The organism is Aeromonas sp. ASNIH4 (genome assembly GCF_002934425.1).
Taxonomy (GTDB): Bacteria; Pseudomonadota; Gammaproteobacteria; order Enterobacterales; family Aeromonadaceae; genus Aeromonas; species Aeromonas hydrophila.
In genome coordinates, this window is record NZ_CP026217.1 from 4,005,749 (window position 1) to 4,028,295 (window position 22,547).

General features: G+C 59.1%; 38 protein-coding genes. 32 read left to right on the forward strand and 6 right to left on the reverse strand.

The annotated features are described in order from the left end of the window. Positions 1 to 56: 56 nt before the first annotated feature. Complete coding sequence (locus C2U40_RS18560; RefSeq protein WP_146054360.1) at positions 57 to 782, reverse strand: hypothetical protein; 726 nt, start codon at positions 780 to 782, stop codon at positions 57 to 59. Positions 783 to 825: 43 nt separating this feature from the next. Next, positions 826 to 1,503, reverse strand: a complete 678-nt coding sequence (locus tag C2U40_RS18565; RefSeq protein WP_103827472.1) for a LexA family protein — start codon at positions 1,501 to 1,503, stop codon at positions 826 to 828. A gap of 135 nt (positions 1,504 to 1,638) precedes the next feature. On the opposite strand from C2U40_RS18565, the gene C2U40_RS18570 reads away from it, so the two are divergent. The 17 genes from C2U40_RS18570 to C2U40_RS18650 all read left to right on the forward strand — a co-directional run bounded on the left by C2U40_RS18570 (position 1,639) and on the right by C2U40_RS18650 (position 10,332). Continuing rightward, the gene (locus C2U40_RS18570; RefSeq protein ID WP_103827444.1) at positions 1,639 to 1,824 is read left to right on the forward strand and encodes a Cro/CI family transcriptional regulator; all 186 of its coding nucleotides are present in this window, start codon (positions 1,639 to 1,641) and stop codon (positions 1,822 to 1,824) included. A gap of 11 nt (positions 1,825 to 1,835) precedes the next feature. Then, on the forward strand, positions 1,836 to 2,108 hold the full coding sequence (locus C2U40_RS26230) for a hypothetical protein (protein WP_146054361.1): 273 nt from the start codon (positions 1,836 to 1,838) through the stop codon (positions 2,106 to 2,108). Positions 2,109 to 2,139: 31 nt separating this feature from the next. Next, complete coding sequence (locus C2U40_RS18575) at positions 2,140 to 2,658, forward strand: phage regulatory CII family protein (RefSeq protein ID WP_103827443.1); 519 nt, start codon at positions 2,140 to 2,142, stop codon at positions 2,656 to 2,658. 11 nt (positions 2,659 to 2,669) lie between these two features. Further along, positions 2,670 to 3,125: a hypothetical protein gene (locus tag C2U40_RS18580; protein ID WP_103827442.1), complete on the forward strand. Its 456-nt coding sequence runs from the start codon at positions 2,670 to 2,672 to the stop codon at positions 3,123 to 3,125. A gap of 259 nt (positions 3,126 to 3,384) precedes the next feature. Beyond that, a complete protein-coding gene (locus C2U40_RS18590; RefSeq protein WP_103827440.1) occupies positions 3,385 to 3,648 on the forward strand; it encodes a helix-turn-helix domain-containing protein in 264 nt (87 codons plus the stop codon). Positions 3,649 to 3,650: 2 nt separating this feature from the next. Then, positions 3,651 to 3,824 carry a hypothetical protein gene (locus tag C2U40_RS26580; protein WP_181014759.1) on the forward strand — a complete coding sequence of 58 codons (174 nt, stop codon included), beginning with the start codon at positions 3,651 to 3,653 and terminating at the stop codon, positions 3,822 to 3,824. Next, positions 3,821 to 4,030: a hypothetical protein gene (locus tag C2U40_RS18595; RefSeq protein WP_042643199.1), complete on the forward strand. Its 210-nt coding sequence runs from the start codon at positions 3,821 to 3,823 to the stop codon at positions 4,028 to 4,030. Before C2U40_RS26580 ends, C2U40_RS18595 begins: the two co-directional genes overlap by 4 nt. Then, the gene (locus C2U40_RS18600) at positions 4,027 to 4,563 is read left to right on the forward strand and encodes a hypothetical protein (protein WP_146054362.1); all 537 of its coding nucleotides are present in this window, start codon (positions 4,027 to 4,029) and stop codon (positions 4,561 to 4,563) included. Before C2U40_RS18595 ends, C2U40_RS18600 begins: the two co-directional genes overlap by 4 nt. Then, positions 4,560 to 4,856, forward strand: coding sequence for a hypothetical protein (locus C2U40_RS18605; RefSeq protein WP_103827438.1), 297 nt, complete (start codon positions 4,560 to 4,562; stop codon positions 4,854 to 4,856). The genes C2U40_RS18600 and C2U40_RS18605 overlap by 4 nt, the downstream gene beginning before the upstream one ends. Continuing rightward, a complete protein-coding gene (locus C2U40_RS18610) occupies positions 4,853 to 5,110 on the forward strand; it encodes a hypothetical protein (RefSeq protein ID WP_103827437.1) in 258 nt (85 codons plus the stop codon). The genes C2U40_RS18605 and C2U40_RS18610 overlap by 4 nt, the downstream gene beginning before the upstream one ends. Continuing rightward, a complete protein-coding gene (locus C2U40_RS18615) occupies positions 5,107 to 7,440 on the forward strand; it encodes a replication endonuclease (protein ID WP_181014758.1) in 2,334 nt (777 codons plus the stop codon). The genes C2U40_RS18610 and C2U40_RS18615 overlap by 4 nt, the downstream gene beginning before the upstream one ends. Before the next feature lie 273 nt (positions 7,441 to 7,713). After that, a complete protein-coding gene (locus tag C2U40_RS18620) occupies positions 7,714 to 8,205 on the forward strand; it encodes a hypothetical protein (RefSeq protein WP_103827436.1) in 492 nt (163 codons plus the stop codon). 2 nt (positions 8,206 to 8,207) lie between these two features. Then, a complete protein-coding gene (locus C2U40_RS18625) occupies positions 8,208 to 8,435 on the forward strand; it encodes a hypothetical protein (RefSeq protein WP_103827435.1) in 228 nt (75 codons plus the stop codon). Between the two features lie 211 nt (positions 8,436 to 8,646). Continuing rightward, positions 8,647 to 9,123, forward strand: a complete 477-nt coding sequence (locus tag C2U40_RS18635; protein ID WP_103827433.1) for a DUF3850 domain-containing protein — start codon at positions 8,647 to 8,649, stop codon at positions 9,121 to 9,123. Beyond that, on the forward strand, positions 9,123 to 9,455 hold the full coding sequence (locus C2U40_RS18640; RefSeq protein ID WP_103827432.1) for a hypothetical protein: 333 nt from the start codon (positions 9,123 to 9,125) through the stop codon (positions 9,453 to 9,455). Before C2U40_RS18635 ends, C2U40_RS18640 begins: the two co-directional genes overlap by 1 nt. A gap of 143 nt (positions 9,456 to 9,598) precedes the next feature. Beyond that, positions 9,599 to 9,910 carry a type II toxin-antitoxin system HigB family toxin gene (locus tag C2U40_RS18645; protein WP_103827431.1) on the forward strand — a complete coding sequence of 104 codons (312 nt, stop codon included), beginning with the start codon at positions 9,599 to 9,601 and terminating at the stop codon, positions 9,908 to 9,910. A gap of 5 nt (positions 9,911 to 9,915) precedes the next feature. Beyond that, entirely contained in the window at positions 9,916 to 10,332 is a 417-nt protein-coding gene (locus C2U40_RS18650) for a helix-turn-helix domain-containing protein (RefSeq protein ID WP_103827430.1), read from the forward strand. A gap of 26 nt (positions 10,333 to 10,358) precedes the next feature. Here C2U40_RS18650 and C2U40_RS18655 read toward each other — a convergent pair whose 3' ends face one another. From C2U40_RS18655 to C2U40_RS18670, 4 genes are read right to left on the reverse strand one after another with little or no spacing between them, the layout of a single operon-like run. After that, on the reverse strand, positions 10,359 to 10,610 hold the full coding sequence (locus C2U40_RS18655; protein WP_103827470.1) for an ogr/Delta-like zinc finger family protein: 252 nt from the start codon (positions 10,608 to 10,610) through the stop codon (positions 10,359 to 10,361). A gap of 59 nt (positions 10,611 to 10,669) precedes the next feature. Beyond that, complete coding sequence (locus C2U40_RS18660) at positions 10,670 to 11,683, reverse strand: phage portal protein (RefSeq protein WP_103827429.1); 1,014 nt, start codon at positions 11,681 to 11,683, stop codon at positions 10,670 to 10,672. After that, positions 11,680 to 12,453, reverse strand: coding sequence for a terminase large subunit domain-containing protein (locus tag C2U40_RS18665; RefSeq protein WP_103827428.1), 774 nt, complete (start codon positions 12,451 to 12,453; stop codon positions 11,680 to 11,682). The genes C2U40_RS18660 and C2U40_RS18665 overlap by 4 nt, the downstream gene beginning before the upstream one ends. Further along, positions 12,450 to 14,270 (reverse strand): terminase large subunit domain-containing protein, encoded by a 1,821-nt coding sequence (locus C2U40_RS18670; protein WP_103827427.1) that lies wholly within the window; start codon positions 14,268 to 14,270, stop codon positions 12,450 to 12,452. Before C2U40_RS18670 ends, C2U40_RS18665 begins: the two co-directional genes overlap by 4 nt. Positions 14,271 to 14,446: 176 nt before the next feature. Between C2U40_RS18670 and C2U40_RS18675 the strand changes: the two genes are divergently transcribed. The 15 genes from C2U40_RS18675 to C2U40_RS26585 all read left to right on the forward strand — a co-directional run bounded on the left by C2U40_RS18675 (position 14,447) and on the right by C2U40_RS26585 (position 22,542). Then, positions 14,447 to 15,304 carry a GPO family capsid scaffolding protein gene (locus C2U40_RS18675; protein WP_103827426.1) on the forward strand — a complete coding sequence of 286 codons (858 nt, stop codon included), beginning with the start codon at positions 14,447 to 14,449 and terminating at the stop codon, positions 15,302 to 15,304. Positions 15,305 to 15,314: 10 nt separating this feature from the next. Continuing rightward, on the forward strand, positions 15,315 to 16,364 hold the full coding sequence (locus C2U40_RS18680; RefSeq protein WP_103827425.1) for a phage major capsid protein, P2 family: 1,050 nt from the start codon (positions 15,315 to 15,317) through the stop codon (positions 16,362 to 16,364). 3 nt (positions 16,365 to 16,367) lie between these two features. Continuing rightward, positions 16,368 to 17,096, forward strand: a complete 729-nt coding sequence (locus C2U40_RS18685) for a phage terminase small subunit (RefSeq protein ID WP_103827424.1) — start codon at positions 16,368 to 16,370, stop codon at positions 17,094 to 17,096. 170 nt (positions 17,097 to 17,266) lie between these two features. After that, positions 17,267 to 17,728, forward strand: a complete 462-nt coding sequence (locus C2U40_RS18690; protein WP_103827423.1) for a head completion/stabilization protein — start codon at positions 17,267 to 17,269, stop codon at positions 17,726 to 17,728. Between the two features lie 8 nt (positions 17,729 to 17,736). Continuing rightward, positions 17,737 to 18,249, forward strand: coding sequence for a phage tail protein (locus C2U40_RS18695; RefSeq protein WP_059112516.1), 513 nt, complete (start codon positions 17,737 to 17,739; stop codon positions 18,247 to 18,249). After that, positions 18,246 to 18,932: a phage virion morphogenesis protein gene (locus tag C2U40_RS18700; protein WP_103827422.1), complete on the forward strand. Its 687-nt coding sequence runs from the start codon at positions 18,246 to 18,248 to the stop codon at positions 18,930 to 18,932. The genes C2U40_RS18695 and C2U40_RS18700 overlap by 4 nt, the downstream gene beginning before the upstream one ends. Before the next feature lie 4 nt (positions 18,933 to 18,936). Beyond that, positions 18,937 to 20,061, forward strand: a complete 1,125-nt coding sequence (locus C2U40_RS18705) for a DUF2586 domain-containing protein (protein ID WP_103827421.1) — start codon at positions 18,937 to 18,939, stop codon at positions 20,059 to 20,061. Positions 20,062 to 20,064: 3 nt separating this feature from the next. Continuing rightward, positions 20,065 to 20,520, forward strand: a complete 456-nt coding sequence (locus C2U40_RS18710; protein ID WP_042654650.1) for a phage protein — start codon at positions 20,065 to 20,067, stop codon at positions 20,518 to 20,520. Positions 20,521 to 20,523: 3 nt separating this feature from the next. Then, on the forward strand, positions 20,524 to 20,733 hold the full coding sequence (locus C2U40_RS18715) for a TraR/DksA family transcriptional regulator (protein WP_042654649.1): 210 nt from the start codon (positions 20,524 to 20,526) through the stop codon (positions 20,731 to 20,733). 25 nt (positions 20,734 to 20,758) lie between these two features. Continuing rightward, positions 20,759 to 21,085 (forward strand): phage holin, lambda family, encoded by a 327-nt coding sequence (locus tag C2U40_RS18720; RefSeq protein ID WP_103827420.1) that lies wholly within the window; start codon positions 20,759 to 20,761, stop codon positions 21,083 to 21,085. Further along, positions 21,072 to 21,533 carry a glycoside hydrolase family 24 protein gene (locus C2U40_RS18725; protein ID WP_103827419.1) on the forward strand — a complete coding sequence of 154 codons (462 nt, stop codon included), beginning with the start codon at positions 21,072 to 21,074 and terminating at the stop codon, positions 21,531 to 21,533. Before C2U40_RS18720 ends, C2U40_RS18725 begins: the two co-directional genes overlap by 14 nt. Beyond that, positions 21,530 to 21,973 carry a hypothetical protein gene (locus tag C2U40_RS18730; protein ID WP_103827418.1) on the forward strand — a complete coding sequence of 148 codons (444 nt, stop codon included), beginning with the start codon at positions 21,530 to 21,532 and terminating at the stop codon, positions 21,971 to 21,973. Before C2U40_RS18725 ends, C2U40_RS18730 begins: the two co-directional genes overlap by 4 nt. Further along, positions 21,867 to 22,100 (forward strand): Rz1-like lysis system protein LysC, encoded by a 234-nt coding sequence (gene lysC, locus C2U40_RS26765; RefSeq protein ID WP_233768852.1) that lies wholly within the window; start codon positions 21,867 to 21,869, stop codon positions 22,098 to 22,100. The genes C2U40_RS18730 and lysC overlap by 107 nt, the downstream gene beginning before the upstream one ends. Continuing rightward, positions 22,097 to 22,357, forward strand: coding sequence for a putative phage tail assembly chaperone (locus tag C2U40_RS18735; protein WP_042871608.1), 261 nt, complete (start codon positions 22,097 to 22,099; stop codon positions 22,355 to 22,357). Before lysC ends, C2U40_RS18735 begins: the two co-directional genes overlap by 4 nt. Before the next feature lie 41 nt (positions 22,358 to 22,398). Beyond that, the gene (locus C2U40_RS26585) at positions 22,399 to 22,542 is read left to right on the forward strand and encodes a DUF6890 family protein (protein ID WP_167335821.1); all 144 of its coding nucleotides are present in this window, start codon (positions 22,399 to 22,401) and stop codon (positions 22,540 to 22,542) included. Positions 22,543 to 22,547 lie beyond the last annotated feature (5 nt).

The window sequence follows — 22,547 nt, forward strand, 5'->3', positions numbered from 1 at the left end:
TTCTGCTCTTGGATACTGGTCTGAAACTAAAGCTTACACTACCTGATAACATTCTTTCACAACGCTGCTGCCTCAAGTTTTGAACCATCATCAAAAATATAAATTTCAGGAGTCCATTCAAACTTCATCTTTTTATGGTCTACGCTGCGTAATTTAGTATCTGCATCCATAAATTGGTTGTAATCAATGCTGCCGCGATATATGGATTTACATTTGGCGGGGATAGGTTGATCATTGGATAACCTAACAGTCTTGATAATTTCACCAAACATATCCTTGAATATGACAATCCCTTTTACCCCTGATATTTCCTTATCGGTCTTGTTTCTAAAACCTATCGAAATATCAAAGCTATCAGAATAACGTTTTGCACCAACGTCCGAAGGGGTGAACTTGAAGGTGAGCAATACTGCATCCACAGCATTGTTCATCTTGGATAGGGCATCCTCTTGTGCTCGTTGGGCTTGCACTTGCTTGGCTGCTTTCTCCTGTTTCTCACGGGCCTTTGCTTCAATCATTGAGCGTTGCACCTCAATGGCTGCACCAATTGTCTGCCCCTCAGGAACGCCTTTTCCGCCAAAAGCCTCAGACATAACAGTGCTGACCATATAGCCTTGTAAAAGCTTGCGATCATCTTCACTTAGTTTTTTGACCGCACTGGTGAAGTCACTATCTGTCTTCCATTCTGATATATTGTCTGGGAACTGCATTGCTTTTGGATCTTTGTCACAGCCGAATAAAGCTGTAGATAACACCAACGCGATGATTATTACTCTTTTCATCTATTCACCATCAAATAAAGGCCATGAAGGACTGAGCACACATTCACCCACCCCTCTTGAAGATACGGCGGTGTTCTACTACCACACCAATGATTGTTATGGCGGTATGGTCTGTGCTGAGGATGGAGTGGTCGTCATTGAGCGGAACCAGTTCAAAACGGGGGCTGCCGTCATCGTATTCGCCACGAGAGCGAAATTTTTTGAAGGTGGCCTCTTCGCTGCCGTTCTTGGCAATGACGAAATCGCCAGCTTTGGGGGCTTCGTCAGGGTCAACAATCAGCAGATCCCCCTCTTTGAAGTCAGGCTCCATTGAGTTGCCCCGCACCCAAAGACCAAACGCGCAACTACCGACACTGACACCCACTGCTACATATTCCAGGCTGCCATCAAACGCCGTGGCCTGTTCGCACATTTCGCGCCAATGGCCAGCTTGCACATAGCTTAGGATCGGTACCCTGACCCCCTGAGGAATCAAGGCTGGCTCAACGTTTGATTCAAATGCGAGAGATGACTCACTCGCGTTGCCTTTACCTGTCAGCAGCCAATCAACAGACACGCCCAAGGCCGCCGCCAAATCGTTGAGGTAGCGGCCACTAGGAGAGCTCTCTCCACGTTCCCATTGACTTACAGCGACTCGTGAGACTCCAACTTTTGCCCCCAGGACATCCTGGCTATAGCCGAGTCTCTTCCTCGTCTGCTTGATACGTTCGCTTACGTTCATCATGTAAGCAATCTTACCACTCGCCTCCGAAAGCGTTCTTTTCTTTTTTAGAAAGCATTGCTTGCATTTAGCATCAACCAAGCTTACATTTCCTGTCGAAAGCAAAGTTTACATTCCTTGTGGAGGATTTTTGGGGTGAAAAAACAGGACGCAATAGACCACTTCGGAGGAGTAGTGCAGTTGGCTTACGCGCTGGGCTGCTCGCCACAGGCTATCTCTCAATGGGGCGAAGCCATCCCGCAAGGCCGCGCCTACCAGATCGAGGTGCTGACCGGCGGCAAGCTGAAGGCCGCTCTCATCCAACCTCGCACCGAACAATAAGGGGAGCAGCCATGCCACCTCGTCATATCAACCCTGCAGTTTCACCTGCCCCAGCGGCTGCCATCAGCGCGATCAATCTCGTGATCTCACCTGATACCCCACCGCTGATGCCCATCGCCAAGTTTGCCGAGTGGATTGGTATCTCAGTCGATACCGCGCGCTCATGGGTCAAGGATGGTGACCTCGATATAAAGAAAAAACGCAAAAAAAATGATCTGGTGATGGTCAAGGTGCATGTGTTTATCGCCAAGCAGATGGATGGCTGCGTCACGCTGACCAACTGATACCAGCTTATTCAATCAAAAGGAGTGGGTCATGTTTGTTGAATACCTCGACATACATACGCACTGGCACAGTGCCTGCCAGCAGTTTGCAAAAAACCACGATGGGAAGGTCGCCAATCTGGGTCGAACCATCGGAATGAAGAATCCGCAAAGCCTAAACAACAAGCTCAACCCCGAGCAGGAACACGAGCTCACGGTGGCGGAATTGATCGCGCTGTTCCATGCCACAGAGGGTGACGAAACCCTGTTTGATGGTGCCCTGCTCTGCTGTGGCCTAACCGCCGTGGCGATCCCCAAGGGGGAGCGAGCCCCCTCCCTACCCCATCAGGCACTGAGCTTGACGTCCCAAGTTGCCAGCATCGGCCAGCGAGCGCTGGAGCTGACCAGCCGAGGCCGGATCACCCGCTCGGAACGCAACACCCTGGTGAGCGTGGCCACGTCAGCGATGGGGTCCATCGCCATCTTAATCCACGACATCGAGGCCCGCTTTCAGGCCGTACCGACCGTCGCCTGCGCATCAGACATCCTGATGCAAACCATGACCATGTAAGGGGGGACTCCATGCAAAAGCACATCGACTCAGAACAACGCAACCTCGCTGGCCTGACACCAGCTGAACAAGTCGCCATGAACACAGCGGGCTGCCTGCTGCTGCGCGAGATTTTCGGCAAGACGCGTTCCAGTCTGGATACCGACTGGCTGGCAATCAGCGCTGCCAAAAAGGCCGCGATTTGCACCATTGCTCGTCAATCGCGTGGCCAGCTGATGACCGCCACCCTGTCTGCCCTGCCCCATGCGCAGCGCGAGGCGATCCGGTTAGCCGTTCTTGAACTGGATTATCAAGGTGAATTTCGCTGCGGCTGTGACAGCAAGGTATGGCACCCGGCACCGGTCACCCAGCCTATCGGAGATATCGAGAGAGAGAAGAAGGAACGGGCCGCCAAGCTGCGCATGAAACGTGCGGTGTTGGCCGCCAGCGAGATGGTCAAACAAGGCCCTCACGCCATCGGGCAATAAAAAAGCCCGCTTAACGGAGCAGCAACTCCAAGCGGGCCTTCAGTAATCAATCCATAGGAAGAATCGACATGACAACTTTAGCGATCCCCTGCGCTCTGCGCAACCTTCGAATCCAACAACGCAAGCTGACGGGCCGTTGTGGCTCCCGTCTTACCCAGCACCCTGACGGAATTGCGCTCGCTGAGCGGTCCACTGCGCTGGCGTGGGCCTCCCTGTTCAGTTGCATCCATCCCTGCACAGCTCAACAAGGAGCCTGACCATGTCCGAACAAATGACCACTATCAATCTGCTTAACCACCATGCCGCCAAGCGCCTGCGTCAGTTGCGGGAGCAATTGAACTTGAGCCGCCCCAAGTTTGCCGACCTGCTGGGCATTCCGCCCACCACGCTCAAGAACTACGAACTGGGGTACCGGGAGATCGGCGGCGGCCTGCTCCTGCTGATCGCCAACCATCCGACGCTGAACCAGTACAGCCAGTGGCTGCTGACCGGCACCCATGCCAACCAGCAGCAGGAGGCATAACCATGGCCGCCGTTATCACTCGTCACACCGAACCGAGCATCAAGGCCGCCAGCGCCTACCTGGTGCAGCAGGGTTACACCAACTGCGGTACCACCTGGCTGCGCGGCCAGAACGGGTACGCCCGCATGGAGCGTCTGACCTCTGGCTTTATCCGCATCATCGAGGGGGTTGCATGAGCATCGACGCCATTCATATCGCCAGGCGCGCCGAACAGGCCGTACTGCCGCTGCTGACCGAGCTGCTGGCCAGCACTGAGCAGACAAACCGCATCGCTCTGGGCGAGCTCTATTCAGGGGATGAGTACATCCAGGTGCAGCTGGTCGTGACCAGCCGCCCCGCTGATCTGCTCGATGACGACTCAGTGATGGGGGACGAGGAATGAGCCAAGACCTGATGTTCCTTCGCTTGTTTAACGAGTTCGCGGCCGCAAACCCACAGGCTGCGGATGAATGGCTGTTCGCTGAGGGGCGAAGCGGTTTTACGTGGGATCTCGAAGAAGAGCGGCTGGTATTCCAGCCGCAAGACGATGCCGCTCCTGAGCCGGTTGATGACCTGCTGCCGTTTATGGATAACCCGTTCTTTATTGGCGTTGATATGGCCTCTGGCCCTGATGAAACCGTGTTTAGTAAGCCTGTGGCCAAGGAGCCGACCAGTCCTAATCGCCTGAGCGTTATCCGCATTAGCTTCTTTGTGCTGTGCCAAGACTGCCTGCGCCTCTCCATCTACTCCAGGGATAAGCACTGCGAGCAAGAGTTCTGCCAATGCGGCGGCCAGTGGTGCGGCTGTGAAAACTGCAACGAACAAGCGCTCCTGCTGCTTCGCGGCGAGCGAGATCAAAACAAGCTTGGTCTGCAAGTGCCCATCTCAAGCTGGTCGCCTGTGAACGGCTGCACGGTGGTAGGGGGTGCAGCATGAGCGACCTGTTTGAACTTGAGCCGCCACTCGATGAGCTGGCAGAAACCGAGTCAGGGCCTGCTCACCTGCGGGCGCCTGAACCTGTTAGCCAGCTGGCTAAGCACTTTGCTTTTTCTGTGGATGCGGTAAAGCGCGCAGACGAATTCAGCCAGGAGGAAAAGCTGTTGATGGGAGGGATCCGTACTCTGTATTGGCTGGCACTGGGTCAAGGCGATACAGCGCTGGCCAGAGATATTGGCGATTGGTGGTTTGAGAACGCGCAAAAGTACGGATTGAGGGAGGTAATAGCATGAGCTACCGCCTGATCTCCGAGCTGCAAACCCGCGTCGATAGATGGCGCGAAACCATGCTCGATGACGCCGCCCGCCTGCGCTACTACCAGCGCAACCTGCTGGAGATGCGCCGCTTATCACCGCGCCCGCATAACAGCATCACCCTGACCCTGCGCCAGTGCGCCGCAGCCAGGAAGATGATGAATCATGCCAGCCGTACGCTGGCGTCCTGCAGAAGCAACATCAAAGAACTGTCGGGTAACCATCTCCAATGACCAACCAGAACAACAAAGGGCCAGCCGCCGAGGCTGGCCAACTTGGTTTTGCCATCTCTCGCCTGCCAACGCCAAAGCGCAACCAGCTACCGCTGTCTAAAAAGGCCCTGCGGTCGCGCATCGATGCGCTCGCCAACTCGATGCCGGGCACCAAGCTGGAGGCCGCCTTTGTCGGCACCCCTGGTGAATACGATCTGGTCTGGGCGGTGCAGCTGCTCGATGGCCTACCCCCGCAGTTTACCCAGGTGCTGTTCAAGCAGTACGTGCGCCGCCGCAAAGATGGCACAGCCCGCAACTGCCGCAGCGCCAACATCTGGTTACGGGAGCGCGTGAAATGGGTTCGCTCTCTGGTGATGGCGCTGCCGGTCGATGCCCAGCAGTTGCGCGATGATGATGGCCGCAAGCGGGTCGCTCACCAGTTCGCCAACCAGACCGCGGCTATCTGGAAAAACATCGAGCAGAGCGGCCACTCCGGTGAACTGGATCTGATGGAGACATGGGAAGCCATCAAGCAGCCTGCCGACCAGTGGGCATTCATCGGCAAGATGCCGGACTTCAAAACCATCGAGGCGCGGGATAACTGGATCTTGAGCGTGATGGTGCGTTTGCTCTCAGCCAAGTGGTGGGAGAAGCGGGTGAACCGCTGCTGGGATCGGCTGCAAGAGCACATCGCCATTCTGCTGGGCAAGGTGCGCAAGGGCGTCTCTGCCTACGTCTCGAACGCCACCATGAAAGTGGTGCGCGAACGCAAGCGGGCCATGATGCGCTGGCTGGCCGAGTCGGAGGTGATGAACGGCCAGCACGATCTGGTGATCTCGATGAAGGATTGCTGGGAGGCCAGCGTCTCCAACCCGGTCAACCGCCGCAACGAGATGATGACCCGCATGCGCGGCTTCGAAGACTATGCCGAGCAGCAGGGCCATGTGGGGGTGTTCTTCACCTGGACAGCCCCGAGCCGCTACCACGCATGGAAGACCGGCCGCAACGGCAAGACTATCGAGAACAAGCATTACCAGGGCGCGACCCCGCGCGAAACCTGCGCCTATCTGGCCAAACTGTGGAGCCTGACCCGCGCCTCACTCAAACGCAATGATTTACCTGTATACGGCTTTCGCGTCTGCGAGCCGCACCATGACGGTACCCCGCACTGGCACATGCTGCTGTTTATGCGCCAAAGCGATCGCAACAAGGTGATCAGCACCTTGCAGCACTACGCACTGACCGACGACAAGAGCGAGCTGGTGCGGGTACCCATGGCCGCCCCCACCTTTACCGATATCACGCCACGGTTCGACTGGAAGATGATCGACCCGGCCAAGGGTGATGCAACCGGCTATCTCGCCAAATACATCGCAAAAAATATCGACGGCGCCTATGTCGGTGACGACGAAGAAGCAAACACCCCTGCCGACCAAGGCGCGCTGCATGCCTGCGCGTGGGCCAGTTGGTGGGGGATCCGCACCTTCCAGCAGATCGGTGGCGCCCCGGTCGGGGTCTGGCGCGAGCTGCGCCGCATCAGCAACGCCAAGAAGCATGGCGATCTGGTGGGGCCACCCAAGCCGGTGTTGCAAGACCCGCGCTTTGAGGCCGCCCGCTATGCCGCCGATAACGCCATCTTTCGTTGCTACCTCGAAGCCATGGGCGGCGCACTGGCTACCCGTTCCGAGCACCCCATCAAGCTGGCCCACCTCATCGAGGAGCAGGCCAACAGCTACGGCGAAGACATCAAGCGCCTGATGGGATTGCACACCGCTCGCTTGGGTATCAAGACCCGCCTGCAAGGGTGGGAAGTGGTACCAGCAGGCACCTATGAGGCCACCAAGGCCGCCAGAGTTTCGGCTGGGGGTGTTGGGGTTAAGACGGGCGACAGCCCGGCACCTTGGAGCTCTGACAATAACTGTACGCAGCCGGATCCAACGGCCTACGCGGATCAGTTGATGGCAGAGCAATGGGGTTTATCACCCTTCTCTATCGGGCGTTTGCGGGCTGGAGCCAGCGTCACAGCTGACGGTTTCACCCTCTGGCTTGAGAACGGCCAGGTGCAATCGAGCCGAGCGGTACCAAGCGAGCCAGACTGGGTGCCAGAGGGCCAGTCGCCAGCCGAGCCGAACCAGCCGGATGAGTACGCGGTACCGGAAGGCGATCAGGACTGGCCGATGCTGGTTGAGCTGTGCGGCAAGGTCTACCAGGCGCAGGGCCATGCAGGGGCATACCGCTGGATCGAGATGCTGCCGCAACCCTATCAGTCAGAGATGTGGCGGGTACTGGAAGGACTGGACGTGCCGGAGTGGATGCAAGAACAGAACGACTACAGCGAGGAGTGGGTATGAACATGACAGTTCAAGTAAGGGACACGGCAGAAATAACCAACGAGCCCATCGGTTCTTGCTGGTTATGGCACAGGTGGTTGCGGGTGACTGTAGTAGCTGGAGCAGAGTATTTGACCTGCTCACATTGCAACGCTCGGAAGGCTCTGATGAGAAGGCCAGGGCGTGTTGAGGTTCAGCTTGCATGGGTGCTCGGTAATACCAACCAGCTGTTCATAGGTATGGATCTGGCGGTATCGGCAAAACCACCTCGCAAGCCATAACAGGAGATTGAAGATGCACAGCAAACAGACCGTCAGCCGGGAAGAGTATCGCAGCCTGGATAATCGGGTGACCTGCATCCTGCAGCAGCGCTGGCCAGCCAAAGAAATCAGCCAGTGGGTGGGGATGCTCAAAGGCAAACAGCAGTCCGTGGCCTGCGCCATTCTGCGCCGCCGGCACCCTCGCCCAACATCGCTGGCCCTGCCGGTCATCGCCCCCGAGGTGCCGAACCCGTTTCAGACCAGAGCCAACCGCCCCACAGTGCCGGTGATGACCGCAGATGGCCGATCTGTTGGCCGCCGCCATATCGTGGACGGGCTCACCCCCGTGGCCATCGACCAGAACGGCACCATACGGTGCGCCGTCACAGGCCGCACCCTCTTTATCGCACCGGGCAGCACCACCGATCGCACCAACCCGGGCGCCGCCGCACAGCTCAATCCAACATACCGGCCTGCACTGCACCAGGTAGTGGCTGACCACCGTCAAATCGAAGCAGGAGTGTAACCATGGACATGAAAGTATTTCAGGCATTTGAGACCGTGCAAGAACGGGCACGGTACCTACTGCAACAAGAGATCACCACCAAGGTCGACATCGTGGATCTGACACCAGTAGCACGGGCATGTATTGGAGATATTAACCTGCCGATCGTAGGTGCAAAGGGCGAGACTGATGAACAGGTGATCGCCAAAGCCAAAGCATGGTTGCAGGAAGCTGCTGGGGGCGAGGCATGAGAGACCCGCGAAAAAATCCGGTACCGGGTGACGTCATCACCCGATTAGGCACCACCAGGGAAGTAAAGGCCACCAAGCAGAACGACCGCGGCACCGTCACCCATGTGGTGTACGGCCATCCAACAGTTGACCTGTCAGAGACCGAGACCACAATCGCCAGCTGGCGGGCATGGGCCAAGCTGGATGCCATGGTAGTCAGGGAGGGCGCAGCATGCACCACGAACTGAAAATCATGACGGCCTACTTCCCTCGGGTATTGGATAGCTCAAAGCCGTTCGAAACCCGCTACAACGACCGAAACTTTCAAGAGGGTGACACCGTCACCCTCAACGAGTGGGACGGCGAACGTTACACCAGCCGCAGCACTAAACGCCGGATCACCTTTGTCACCGACTACGCACAGAAGCCAGGATTTGTGGTGTTCGGGATGAAGCCGGCTCATGAGACTGACGAAGACTCTCTCGAGCGACCATACACTGTCTACTTTATGGCTGGATGGCGAGAGACTAAGACAGGGGGGCAGGAATTTTCATGGATGACAAAGGCATACCCAGACAGCGTGAGTGCGCCAGAGGTTATGGATGACATGAGGGATAGTTTGATACCTAGCAGATCAGATTATCCAGTTGTCGTGACGGCCTTCAATGAAGTGAAACGCTATCCTGCCATGCAGGAGGATCCGACCTGATGAAGGATGCAAAGCAACGCAAGCAGGAACAGAGGGCCAGGCGGACAGCGCTGGGCATAAAGCGGGTGGAGGTGGCGCTCTCAGAACGGGAGCGCCAGCAGTTGGACCACCTTTGTATTGCCAGGGCGGGGAGCAGCGAGCCATATAGTGCAGACGAATTCATCAGCACTCTGATCAGGCGGGACTGGGAAAGATGGCTGGAACAGGAGGCCGAGCTGAAACAGCAGACCGGCCCGAACTGCGACTGTGAACTGCCGGAAGGGTGTGGCGGTGCCTTCAAGGGTCAGGCCGAGTGCTGGCACACCCAGGGCGACAGGACGCTCGCCTTGTAGTGGCAGAGATAGGGAATCGTGTCCGGTCACAACACTCCAAAGGGGCGATACTATCGCTCCCTTTTGTTGTCTTATACCGTCCAATGGTTTCCAAAATTGAAATAGCGTGCTATTGTTTCCAAAAATGAAACTGAGATCCAGCCGTGCACGTACTATCTCGCAAGCCATTTAATGACGCTGCCAAGCTCTATCCCAACGACAGTGAAGCCTTGGTGCATGTGTACACAACGTTGCGCACTGGTGATTTCTCAGCACCTGATGAACTGAGGAAGGTGTTTCCCAACCTTGATAACTTCAAGTATCGAGACAAGTGGTGGGTGATCGATATCGGTGGCAATAACCTGCGCCTGATCGCCTTCATTGAGTTCAGGGATAACCGCATGTATGTGAAACACATTGTCAGCCATGCCGAATACGACAAGCTGACCGAGAAGTACCGGAGAAACAAGGAGTAACCATCATGTTAAATCTTGCGCTGGTTCAGATTAGAGAGGCATTGGCCCAAGTGCCATACATCACCCAGATCAATAATCAGGACGATTATGAGCAAGCTCTTGAGCTGATGGACGAGCTGGTCGACGACTATGGCGCCAACAAGCAATTGGTTGAGTTGCTGGCGACCAGCATCGAGCACTGGGAAGACAAGGCCGACGAGTTCGCCGAGTTCAACAAGGCGGTGGCAGGCGTAGAGCCGGGCATAGCCGTGTTGAAAACGCTGATGAACCAACACCATCTGGGGGTAGCTGACCTGCCGGAGCTGGGATCAAAATCCAACGTGAGCAAACTGCTCAACGCAGCCGAGGGTAAAAAGCTGACCCGCCAACACATTGAGGCGCTGAGCAAGCGCTTTGCTCTCTCCCCTGCGCTTTTCTTTTGATGAGTCCAAGGCAATAAAATGGGGTGCTATTGCACCCCCAGTCCTTTCAGTACCATCTGCCGCCCCTCCGGCGTCAGTGAGCCCATGATGCTGAGCACTAGTTGGTTTGTCGTCTTTGCAGACGGGCTCAGTGTATGAGCAAACGACAGGCAGGCCACCCAGGAATGGCCGCACTCGGCGTCCGTGCACTGGCAATAGAGATCAGAGACATCATCGCTCAGTCGATTGGTCTTGGTTATGCGGCCACGCTGGCCACACACTTTGCAATAAACCCGCATCACGTCCCCCATTCTCATATAAATCAACGCACTATTTTGCCACATCAAACACTGTTTGTTTATACAGCAGTGCCGACAGTTTCCCGAAAATCGACCCAAAGGGATCGAGGGAGTCCAGCCCCATTGATGGAGTCCCGCAGCAGTTCACACAGCGGCAACACCTCATTGCGGGCATAGGTGGCGTCGTACTTCTCGGGATCCCCCAGGCCTCCACCGCCATTGGTCGGGATGATGCCGGCCAGCGCCGCCGGAAAGCGGTGGCTAGTCAGTACATCCTGGGCGGTGATCCCCTTGATGGCGGCGAACTCGTCCTTGGTCGCAATGTCCCCCACCGGGATCAGCTTGATGCCATCGGGCTTGCCTTCCGGGATATTGACGAACATGGAACGGAAGTTACCTACCCCCTTACTGTTGGCAATCATCTCCTTCATCTCTTTTTCAGTGTCATCGTCCATGTTCGGGTCGGTGGCATAGAAGATGAACCCCATGTGGGCGCCATTGAGGAAGTATTTGCGGCGGAACAGGGTGGCGTCTTGGTTGAGCAGGGCAGACTGCAAGCCCCCCAGGTAATCAGGCATGCCATAGACCTGCTGCTCCGGGTCGTACTGGGCAAGCCAGATCACATCCTCCGGCCGGTAAATCAGGTTCGGCTTGCCCAGTTGCAGGTAGACAAAGCAGCCATCCTCGCGCCGGCGCAGATAGACGCTCGAGAGCGGGTGCAGCCCGACCACCTGGCCGAAGGCGTTGCGCAGCTTGAGCAGGCCAGCATCCCCGAACTGCAGGTAGTTGTGAGCAAAGGCGGTGACGGTGCTGCGCTGATTGGTAAAGCGGCCCGCCACCATATTGCGCCGCGCCATCAGAATGGCCCCGTGGTGGGCATTGGCCCGCGCGACCTTTGCCAGCCCCTTACGGTCGATGGGCGGCTGGTAATATTCCCCGTAGGGGTTGTAGAACACCCCGGTGTAATCGGTCATCCATGCCGTGGGGTCGATGGCCTCCGGCATGCTGAACGCTACCGTTCCGGGCTTGGTTGGAGTGGCCACCTCGGCCGGTTGCTGCTGTTGTTTGGTCATGCGAGGGAACTCTCCTGGGTGTCTTTGAATTGGCACATGAAGAGGAAATTGAACTCCTCCTGCGAGTACTCGTCTTTGAGCTCATCAATGTCCATGAGGTTGCAACCGAGTCGAACGGCATCCTCAATGGTGATGACATAGCGCCACTGCCGATCGGGACAAAGCTGGCCGCCATCGCGCAACGATGATCCGCCAGGGAAAGTGATCGCATCTCGGCCTGGGTATAGGTTCTTCCAGTGATCCCCGCTCCAGAAGTTGCGCGCCATACCGCGGCGCTCAGAGAGCGCTGAACAGTAGGTCTTGCGCCAACGCTTGTGCATAGCCATAGCGCCGGCCAAGTGCAGCGCCTTTCCAAAATCTGGCATCCAGAAATACTGATCGACGTAGACATGGCCAGCTTTTCCAGCAAAGGTCAGGTCATCAAGAGAAAGAAAATGGATCTGGGCACCGTTCGACAGGACGATGGGACTACCGGCCAGGGTGACCCCGAAAAACCTCTTTGCTATCAAGCAAACATAGGTGCGGTAGACATCAGCCATCTCTGGGGTTTCTGCCAAGAAAATCTGATTGTCGCCAGTCAATACCGCATCTTCAAAAGCCTCCCCGGCGAAGTAATAGGACATGCCGATCTGATGAGCTTGCAAGATGTTGCGGGTGCGCGCGAGTGACGGGTCTAGCTTGGCCTCACGGCAGCGCAGCTGGTAGCCAAACAGGGTGCAGATCCATTCGTGAAAGTGTTCCTCGGTCAACTGACTGATATCGTTCTTCATGCTGCCTTCTTAACTTCGCTGGTTGTCCAGGTGGATTTACGTTTGCGGTTGCTATCGAGCGGCTCATTGGCCACGGCGTGTGCGATGGCAAAAAACACGTCCGCGTGTCCGGTCACATTGTCTCGGGCAGCCCTGAACGTCATCTGGCCGCCGCCGGTGGTGCTGCGCTTGATGGCAAGGAACGCCAGCGGGATATCCCTATCAGAGCTGTCCCACTCGATGCGGTTGGCATCCACTACGTCGATCATCTTGAGTACCAGCCGCGACTTGCTCTCGATGCTGTAGTTGATGGAGTGGCACACCCCTTTGAACACCGGCTTGAGCAGGTCATACACCCCGATGCCGATGCCGGACACATCGACCCCCAGATACGTGACCCGAAACTTCTTGGCGATCCGCGTGATCTCCTGCGCCTGGTACTGGAAGTTAAGCCCGCGCCAGTAGTGCTTTTCCAGCACCCGGAACCGCTCGCCGGCAACGGAGGGCGGGGCAACCACCACCAGGGTGGCGTTGTCGCGGGTGCGGCTCGGGTCGTAGCCCATCCACACCTCTCGCCGCCCGAACGGGTCAGGCCGCCCGGGCTTGTAGTCCTCCCACCGGGTCGGGTCCACCCCGGCCCGCTCCATATCCTGGAACTTGAACACCGACAGTGCATCGTCGATAAAGCGGCACAGGTAGAGGCGATCGAACACCTCCTCCGGGTATTCGTCTTTGAGCTCCTCGATGTCGATGAGGTTGCAGCCCAGGCGTATGGCATCCTCGATGGTGATGACATAGCGCCACTGCCGGTCTTGGCAGACCCGGCCGCCATCGCGCATCTCATCTTCACCAGGGAAGTCGATGGCCACCCGGCTCGGGCGCTGACCCTTCCAGCGATCCCCGGTCCAGAACCGGTATGCCTCATGCACCTTGCTGGACGGGGTCGAAAAGTAGGTCTTGCGCCAGCGCGATTGGGTTGCCATGGCGCTGGCCACGTCCGACAGCTTCTCGAAGTTGGGGATCCAGAAATACTCGTCGATGTAGACGTTGCCTGAGCGGGACTGGGCGCTGTTGGAGTTGGTAGAGCAGAAGTGCAGCTCGGCCCCGTTCGACAAGACGATGGGGTTACCGGTCAGGGTGACGCCGAGGAAGGTCTGGGCAATCTTGCAGATATAGGAGCGGAACACCTCCGCCTGGGCCCGGGTGGCTGACAGGAAGATCTGGTTGCCGCCGGTCAGAATGGCATCTTCCAGCGCCTCGCCGGCGAAGTAGTAAGTCATGCCGATCTGGCGGGATTTGAGGATATTGCGAGTGCGCGGCAAGGCCGGATCGTTCTTGGCCTCCCGGCAGCGCAGCTGGTAGCCAAACAGGGTACCCAGCCACTCGGCAAAGTCTGCCTCAGTCAGGTGGCCGACCTCGTTCTTGGCCTTCTTACCGCCCTTGCCCTTGCTGCCGCCACTATCCTGGCCACCTCGGCCTCGGCGCGGCCGTTCGGCGGCTGGTTCATCGCCACTCTCGCGGTGAGTGGTGAGCGCCTGCTGCCGCTCGGCCCACTTGAGGGCCTTCTCTTTCAGGCTGACATGGTGGCCGACCAGCCGGTCGATCTCGTCCATCTCGGCGCTGGTTTTCTTCTCACGCCCCAACAGGGAGTGCAGGCGCCGGGCAATGGCATCCTCTACCGCTTCATCAGTGAGCAGCTCCCGCCAGCCGAGCTTTTCGGCCCAGTAGTAGACAATGCGGCAGGAGTTCAGCCCCAGTTCGTCCTTGATCTCCTGGGGGGTCCATCGCTTAAGGTAGAGTCCCCGCGCGGCATTGCGGATCTCTTCGGGATACGCCACGGCACCTCCATCAATATGAATGATGGCGCCATCATAGCCAGCCCACTATCCCCACTTATCCCACTGATGTTCTGAGCAATTCGGATATCCCGCTGGATCCGAATCCCCCCGAACACAACCGGATGAATACCCCTTCCCGACCCGATAGCCTGAGCCCGAATCAATTGGGAGCAGGCATGAACGAATCAACCTTGAGAACTGGCTTTGTCTGTATCGCCACCGAAGGCAAAGCGGTGGACGGCCGAGACATCACCCGCGACTGGCTGGTCGACATGGCCGAGACCTACGACCCGACCTATTACACCGCCGTCATCTGGCCGGAGCATGATCGCTGGTCCAGCTATGGCACCGTGCAGGCGCTCAAGACCGAAGAGGTCGACGGCAAGCTCAAACTGTTCGCCGTCCTCTGCCCAAATCGGGATCTCGTTTACTGGAACCAAAGCGGCCAGTACCAGTTCTGCTCCATCGAACCGTTCGAGCAATTCGCCGATCTGGGCCGTACCTACTTGATCGGCCTGGGCGTCACCGACCAGCCCGCCAGCACCGGCACCACCCACCTCAAGTTCAGCAAGAGCAACAAGGGCCAAGCCATCGGCACCAGCGAACCGCTGGATCTCTCCATGCTCAAGCTGCCCAAACAAGAAAAGCCGGATGGCTTTATGACCAAGCTTTTCAGCTTGATGGCCAGCCATGGTGAACCTGAATCCAAACCTACCCCCAGCCATCCCGAGGATGAGGACATGACCAAAGAACAGTTCGAACTGCTGAACGGGACTCTGACCAGTCTTGGTGCCCAGTTCGCAAGCTTCAGCGCCAAGCTGGACGCCAAGCCTGATCCGGCTCCTGAAGTGAAAACCGAAGACGACAAGACCAACGGCACTGACGACCAGTTCAACAAGCTGAACGAGACCATCACCGGTCTGGCAGCCACCGTCGGCGAGCTGAAAGGCCAGATCGACAAGTTCTCCGCTGAAGTGGATGGCCAGCGCCCGAGTCCACTGGGCGGTGACGACACCACCTATCAAATTTGCTAAGGAGCATTCAGTGAGCCAAACCCTGACCGTTCAGGCCGAACAGCGCCTGAACAAGTACTGCGATGCTCTGGCCAAGGCCTACGGCATAGACATTACCAAGCTGCCCAAACAATTCAGTGTCACTGGTCCAGTAGAAACGACCTTGCGCTCTGCTCTGCTCGCCTCCGTCGAGTTCCTGGGCATGATTACCTGTCTGGACGTAGACCAGATTACTGGGCAAGTGGTGCAAGTGGGCGTGGGCCAGCTCTACACCGGCCGCAAGAAAGGCGGTCGCTTCAAGGGTGAAGTGGGTGTAGATGGAAATAACTACGTTCTGAAAGAAACCGACTCCTGCGCCTCCCTGTCATGGGCCACGCTCTGCACCTGGGCGAACGCAGGCAGCGAGGGCGAGTTCATCCGTTTGGTTGGCGAGTTCGTCAACACGGCATTCGCCCTCGATATGATGCGAGTCGGCTGGAACGGCGTAGAAGCCGCCGAAACCACCGATCCGACCGAGAACCCGCTGGGTGAAGACGTCAACAAGGGTTGGCATCAGATTGCCCGTGAGTGGAAAGGCGGTAGCCAGATCATCAAGGCTGCTCCCGGCAAGAAAATCCACTTCGACCCGGACGGCAAGGGCGATTACAAAACCCTGGACGAGATGGCCTCCGACCTCATCAACACCACCATCGATCCCCTGTTCCGCCAAGACCCACGTTTGGTGGTGCTGGTCGGTACCGACTTAGTCTCTGCTTCCCAAGCCAAGCTCTACAGCGAAGCCACCAAGCCGAGCGAGCAGATCGCTGCTCAGCAGTTGGAAAAAACCATCGCCGGTCGCAAGTCCTACATCCCCCCCTTCTTCCCGGGCAAGCGGATGGTCGTCACCACCCTGGACAACCTGCACTGCTACACCCAGCGCGGTACGCGCAAGCGCAAGGCCGATGATAACCAGGACAGCAAGAGCTTCGATAACCAGTACTGGCGCATGGAAGGCTACGCCCTGGGCGAACACAAGGCCTATGGCGGTTTTGAAGAGGCTGACATCGAGATCGGCGCCGCACCGGCAGCGCCAGAGGCCTAAGTCATGAGCTCACCCGGCCAACGTCACAAACAGCGCGTCCAAGCCATGCAAGGGGCAGCGCAAGCCGCCAGCTCCGGCATGGCCACCGGCGCGGTGGCGGACAGCCTGCACCTGCAGATGATTGCCCTAGAGCAGGACATCGTTCGGCTGCGCAAGCTGGCGCGCATCGGTGACCGGGTGAACATGAAACGCGATGAGCTGATGCCCAAGTACCGCCCCTATGTGGAGCGCTATCTGGCCGCCGTCAGTGAGTCCGGCCAGCCCTACCAGAACGAGCTGTTTCAGCGCCTCATCATCTGGGCCTTTGATGTGGGCGACTTCGACGCAGGCATTGCCTGGGCGGAGCTCGCCATTGCCCAGGGCCAGCGCACCCCGAACAACATCAAGCGCGACTGGGCCCACTTTGTGGCCGACACCGTGCTGGAGTGGGCCGAGAAGCAAGCGGCCGAAGGGCATGCCGTCGAGCCCTGGTTCTCCCGGGTGTTCGACAAGGTGCGCAATGACTGGCGCCTCAACGAGCGGTTGACCGCCAAGTGGTTCAAGGCGGCGGGTTGCCTGCTGCTGCGCGACCACGACGGCCAGCCCCGCCCCAGCGCCGTGGGTGACAGCGCCACCCTGGAGCAAGCCGATCACTGGCTGGCCCAGGCCGACAAGCTGCACGGCAAGGTGGGCGTCGGCACCTTGCGCCAAAAGATTGCCATGCGCCTGCGGGCGCTCAATCCGGAGCAATAAGACTCTCCGCGCCACCGCACCCCGGCGGGGAGGATAGGCCAGCCGCAAGGCCAAAGCCGAATCCTGTGATCCGTGGCTACAGGGGTGCACCTTTTATCGCCGCGCCATCGGCGACCCGAGCAACCGGGGCAGTGGTGTTCACATTGGCAAGCATCAACAGAGGGCCAGACATGTTTGCAGGCAAGGACATCGACTACAGCGCCGCCACTATCCGCAATGACGGGTTCTGGCCGGATGTGGCCGTCGCTGACTTCGAGCGCCGCCGCGCCCTGCCTGCCGACCTGGATACCCAGACCACCGGCGCCGCCCTGCTGGCCGCCGTCTCTGAAATCAACCTGCAGCTCGAAAGCCACCAGGCCGCGCTGCAGGGCAAGGGCTACACCACCGCCGCCGAGGTACCCGGGCCAAGTCTGGAAGGCGGCAGCAATGCGCTGACCGAGCAGTACCTGGCCGCGGTGTTTGCCCGTGCCAAGGCGGCGCTGCTGCCCGAATTCGCCAGCGTCACCGAGCGGGCCACCGCCAACAACCAGGTAGAGCGATCGCCAGACCAGCGCGCCCACCTGCTGGCCGAGAGTCAGCAGTTGGTGCGCAGTATCAAGGGCAAGCACAGGGCGGGGGTCTCGCTGATATGAATAGTGACATGAACGAACAGCAGGCCCAGGGCTATTTCCTGCAGGCGCTCCACGCCGAGCTGCTGCGGGTGTTGCCGGCCAAGTGCCACAAGACGCTGGATAGCTGGATGGAGAACGGCACCATCCGGCTGGAGCCCAAGAACATGGGCCCCACCGGGGTGGATGTGGCCTGGCTCACCTATCAGGCGGTGTTCACCATCGAGCAGCTGCCGTTTCGTGAGCTTGATCCGGCCATAGTGTTGGCCGCTGTCGCCGCCTGGGTGCAGGAGCATGACGAATTCCGCGAGCGGTTCGAGCTGAGCGATCCCGAGTACGCCGTCACCCCGAACGATGAAAGGACGGCTGACCTTGAGATCCAGCTCCCCTTCACCGAGCCGCTGCGCCTGGTTGAACACGAGCAGGGCCCCATCAACTGGGATGGCAAACGCTGGAACGTGGCCCCCTATGACATCTGGGTGGCCGACCATATCAACCTCAATGTCGGCGACACCGGCCATCACCAGATCGGTGACCCGTCATGATCACCATCACCCTGGACACCCACCGCAGCAAAGACCAGCTCAACCTGCTGGCCCTGCCACCCAAGCAGCGCAAGCGCCTGGTGTGGCGAGCAGCCAACGAGATGAAAAAGCTGGCCGCCCGTAACGTGCGCCAGCAACAAGACCCCAACGGCCAGCCGTGGGCACCGCGCAAGCGGGGCAAACGCAAGATGTTGCGTGGCCTGCCCAAGCTGTTGCAGATCCGCGAGCCTCGTCAGGACGTGGCAGAGCTGGGGTTCACCAAGGGCACCATGAGCGCCCACGCCGGGGTCATCGCCAACACCCACCAGAAGGGGCACACCTACAAGGTAACGGCAGCCAGCCGGCGCCGTATTGCCCCCAGCGACGGCGGCAAGAACAAGCAGGCCAGCAAGGCACAAGCCCGCAAGTTGCGGGAACTGGGGTTCAAGCGCCCGGGCAAGCGCAAGCGGGCATACCGCTCGGCCTCACTGGGCTGGATAACGGGCAACCTCAACTACGCCCAGGCGGGGTTGCTGATCAAGAAACTCAAGGATGAACCGGTGAAAGAGAGCTGGGAGATCCAGCTACCCGCCCGCCCATTCCTGGGCGCCAACACCCAGCAGCGCGCGCAGGCCTTTGCCCGCGCGCTGCAGAGCATCAACTACGGCTGGGACGTCAACAAGCAAGGCATGAAGGGGAAATAACGGCATGTGGCCTTATGTACAGATCAACAACTTGAACCAGATGCAGGGGCCTGTGACGGAAGTCGAGCGCCACCTGCTGTTCATCGGCAGTGCGCCGACCAACACCAGCAAGCTGCTCTCGCTCAACACCCAGTCTGACTTTGACACGCTGCTGGGCGAGGCTGACAGCGAGCTGAAAACCAACCTGCAGACCGCCATGGCCAACGCCGGCCAGAACTGGACGGCCGCCGCCTTCGTGCTGCCGACCGACATGGACTGGAAGGATGCCGTTCGCACTGCCCAGAAAACCCAGTCATTCGAGGCCGTCGTGGTGCTGGGGCAGGAGTGGGACAAGGCGAAAATCAACGCCGCCCACGCCCTCAACCAGGAGCTGATCGCCAAGTGGGGACGCTGGCAAGCCATGCTGCTGGCGGTACCGGGTATCGTCTCCACCGCCGAGGGTGGTCAGGACTGGAGCGAATACGAGGCAGAACTGGCTGCCCTGCAGGATGGCATCGCGGCGGAATCGGTCTCCCTGATCCCGCAGCTGTGGCCCAACCTCATCGGGGCTTACGCCGGCCGCCTGTGCAACCGGGCAGTGAGCATCGCAGACAGCCCTTGCCGGGTGAAAACTGGCGCCGTGGTCGGCCTTGGGGCTACCCCCAAGGACAAGGACGGCACCGAACTGCCGCTGGCCACCCTGCAGACCCTGGAGCAGAGCCGCTATTCGGTGCCGATGTGGTACCCGGACTTTGACGGCACCTATTGGGCCGATGGCCGCACCCTGGACGTCGAGGGCGGCGACTACCAGGTGATCGAAAACCTGCGTGTTGCTTACAAGGTCGCCCGCCGGATACGCCTGCGCGCCATCGCCCGCATAGGCGATCGCTCGTTCAACTCCACCCCGGGCAGCACCGAGGCCGCCGTCATGTTCTTCGGCAAGGACCTGCGCCAGATGGCCAGCGCCATCACCATCAACGGCCAGCCGTTCCCGGGTGACATCGCCTCCCCCAAGGATGGCGACATCCGCATCCAGTGGACCGCCAAGAACCTGGTCTCCATCTATGTGGTGGTGCGCACCGTGGACTGCCCCAAAGGGATCACCGTCAACATCATGCTCGATTTGAGCCTCAACAACGGGGAGGGCTAACCCATGACCCGCCGTATTTCAGGCCAGTCCTTCGATACCACCCTGATGGGCACCATGGTGCACATCGAGAAGGCCAGCCTCTCCATCACCGACAACAGCGCCGTGGCGCAAACCCGTGGCATCCCTGATGGCTATATCGATGGGGATGTGGCCGCAGAGCTGGAGTTCGAGCTCGATGCCAAGAACTTCAAGATGCTGTGTGAGAGCGCCAAGCGTCAGGGCAGCTGGCGCGGCATGAAGCCAGACGATGTGCTGTTCTACGCCGACACCGGCGACGAGACCATGAAGGTGGAAGCCTTTGGCGTGAAGCTGGTGATCTCTGACCTGCTCGATATCGATCCCAAGGGCGGCAGCAAGGGGGTGCACAAAATCAAGGGGTTCGTCACCTCCCCGGACTTCGTGCACATCAACGGCATGCCGTACCTGTCGGATGACGACACCCGTCACCTCAAGGGCTAACCGATGGATCTGATCGACCGCGCCACCCAACACGCCGAGCGGATGCTGGCGGCCCAGCTGGATAGCCAGCTTGGCCGCAGCCACTACCAGGGCGAGAGCTTGCACCTTTGTGAAGCGTGCGATGACCCGATCCCGGAGGAACGCCGCCAGCGAGTACCCGGGGTGCGCAAATGCGTGCCCTGCCAGAGCCGCGCAGAGCGTCGCGGCCAATAAGCATCGAGAACGGGATATGAACCCTATGCCAAACAAAGACCCCACCCTCTGGGCCGCCCTGCTGGCCTGGCTGATGGACAACTGGCCCGCTGTCTATGGGGCACTGCTGGCGCTGGCCATCGCCTTCCTGCGCATCACCTATGCCGGTGGGCGGGGTCGCCGCCGGCTGATCGAATCCCTGTTGTGCGGCCTCATCACCCTGGCGGCCGCCACCGGGACCCACTTGCTCGGGATCCCCCAGGAGGCTACCCCGTTACTGGGTGGCATGGTGGGACTGCTTGGGATCGACATCATTCGCGACCGTGCGGCCCTGATGCTGCGCAAGAAGGGGGACAACAATGCCGCGCAGTAACTGCCATCCGCAAGTGGCCGCATTTCTCGACCTGCTCGCCTTTTCCGAGGGCACCAAGGGCCGGGGCGATGACGGATACGACAAGCTGGTCAATCCGGCGGGGTTCTTCACCGACTACCGCACCCACCCGAACGTGCTGGTGCAGGTTAACAAGACCCTGAGCAGCACCGCTGCCGGTCGCTATCAGCATCTGTCAAAGCACTGGCCCCACTACCGTGACCAGCTTGGGCTGCCGGACTTTGGCCCTGAGTCACAAGATGCCTGGGCAATCCAGTTGATCCGCGAGCGCAAAGCGCTGGCCGATGTGATCGATGGTCGCATCCCCCAGGCGATCGCCAAGTGCGCCAACATCTGGGCCAGCCTGCCGGGCGCCGGCTACGGCCAGCGCGAACACAAGCTGGCTGACCTGCTGGCCAAGTTCACCGAGTTCGGAGGAGTGCTGGTATGAACATCCTCAAGGAGCTGTTCTCCAACCTGTTGTTTGTCCTGGTACTGGTCATGGGCGCCGCCCTGTTCCTGGGCAGTCGCATGCTGGATAGCCGTGGCAAAGCGCTGGCCTCGGCCAACGAGACCATCGGCACCCTGCAGACAGCCAACGGCCAGCAAGCGACCGAGCTCAAGAAACAGCAGCTGATAGCGACGGGCTTGCGCCTGTTGCTTAACGACCAGAACGCGGCATTGACCGAGCTCGACAACCAGAACAGGAAAACCGCCGATGAACTGCAACAAGCCTTGGCCACGCCGCCGGCGGGCCGCCCGGATTGCGCTCGCGAGCCTTTGCCTGGCGGCGCTCTGCGCCTGCTCCAGCCAGCCCACCACAGTGGTGCAAACCCAAGTGGTGAAGCGCCTACCACCGCCGGGGCTGGTGCCCCACTGCCCGGAGCCTGAATTCACGGGGAGCACCTACGGCGACGCCGTGCGGTTTATCCCCACCCTGCAGACGGCGCTGCGCCGCTGCCAAACCCAACTCAACACCCTGAACCATTGGATTGAACAAGAGGAAACCACCCCATGAGCAAAAAAATCACCCTGACCATCGCCGGTACCGACATCAGCTTTGAACCGACCATGACCGCCTACAACGGCTTCATCAACGACATGATGCCCAACGACAAGGTCGCGCCGGCTCACAACTACCTGAAAAGGATCGTCTGTACCGAGAGCAAAGAGGCACTCGATGAGCTGCTCCAGCGTCCCAGCGCCGCGCTGCAGCTGGCGGGCGCGATCAACAAAGAGTTCGCCCCTGATCTGGAAATCACCGTAAAAAACTGACCGCGCGTGCCGAGGCCATCGAGCGCAACCAACTGGAGCAGGTGCTGGCGCTGCGACGCTACTACCTGCCCCATGAGGATGACGACATCGAGAGCCTGGCCCGCGCTACCTGGTTAGACAAGTACCACCGAGATTCCAACGCCATCGCCGTGGCCGAGGGCATCGCCAAAGCACTGAACGGATAAGAGAC